Origin of the sequence: Vibrio sp. 1S139, from assembly GCF_041439475.1 — a bacterium.
GTDB lineage: Bacteria > Pseudomonadota > Gammaproteobacteria > Enterobacterales > Vibrionaceae > Vibrio > Vibrio crassostreae_C.
Genome location: NZ_JBGOOD010000170.1, coordinates 1 through 1,005 on the forward strand (window position 1 = coordinate 1; position 1,005 = coordinate 1,005).

At 41.4% G+C, this 1,005-nt stretch carries 1 protein-coding gene; it reads left to right on the plus strand.

Going from position 1 to position 1,005, the window contains the following annotated elements:
- Positions 1-79 precede the first annotated feature (79 nt).
- Entirely contained in the window at positions 80-976 is an 897-nt protein-coding gene (locus ACED46_RS21970) for a DNA/RNA helicase domain-containing protein (protein ID WP_371722461.1), read from the plus strand.
- The last annotated feature ends 29 nt before the right edge of the window (positions 977-1,005 follow it).

Consider the following 1,005-nt stretch of genomic DNA (forward strand, 5'->3'; position numbering starts at 1 on the left):
TCGGGCACGAGTCTTCTTTGGGTTATAAATTGAACAAAGTGTGCTCGCGCCCTGGCAAGCAAACTGAAGAGGACCGTGAATGACTTATTGTTATGCAAATAGGGTTGATGTTTTTCTTCAAGAACAAGAAGAAAACTGGTTGGCCAATATGTGTTCTGAGTTTGGTGAGAACTTCCCTGGCTTGGAGCTCGGTGAACTTCAGAAACGAGCTTGGGTTGATTGTTTTCATCATCTTCAGAAAGAACTCTCCAAGCGTGCCCAATCTGATGGCTATATTATTTTTGAGTATGCTCTACCAATGGAAGGAGGGCGTAGGCCTGATGTTCTGCTTCTCGTCGAAAATAAGCTATTCATTTTAGAATTCAAAATGAAGGATCGCTATCAGCGAGCGGATTATGATCAGCTGTGCGGCTATTATCGAGATCTTTGTAATTACCATCATGAAAGCGCTGAGCTAAAGGTGATTGCCGGTTTGGTCTTGACTCAATCCACTGCTAAATTAACGGATATCGAAAGTAATATCTCAATCCTATCTAGCGATAAACTCAAAGCCTTTCTTGATAAGCATTTAAAGGGCACTCCTACTAACACTGATTTAAAACAGTGGCTTAAATCGCCCTATGTACCATTACCTAATCTAGTAGATGCAGCAGTAGAGATATTTCAAAATAACCCAATAGAAGAGCTAAAGAGCGCTAAAAGTGCAGGAATATATGAAGCGCTTGATGAGCTGGATAAAGTAACTACTTGGGTTGAAAGTGAAGGAAATAGAAATCGGGCGAATGTATTGACCTTAGTTACTGGTGTTCCTGGAGCAGGGAAGACGTTGCTGGGTTTGGAGTTTGTACATCGGAACAAAAGAGGCCAGTTTCTATCTGGGAATGGCCCGCTGGTAGATGTCTTGCAATATGCTCTTGATGACAAAACCTTTGTTCGCGCGTTAAAGGACTTTCATAGACAGGATCTTAAGAGCTAACTTGTTTATTTAGATAGAAAAAAGGCTTC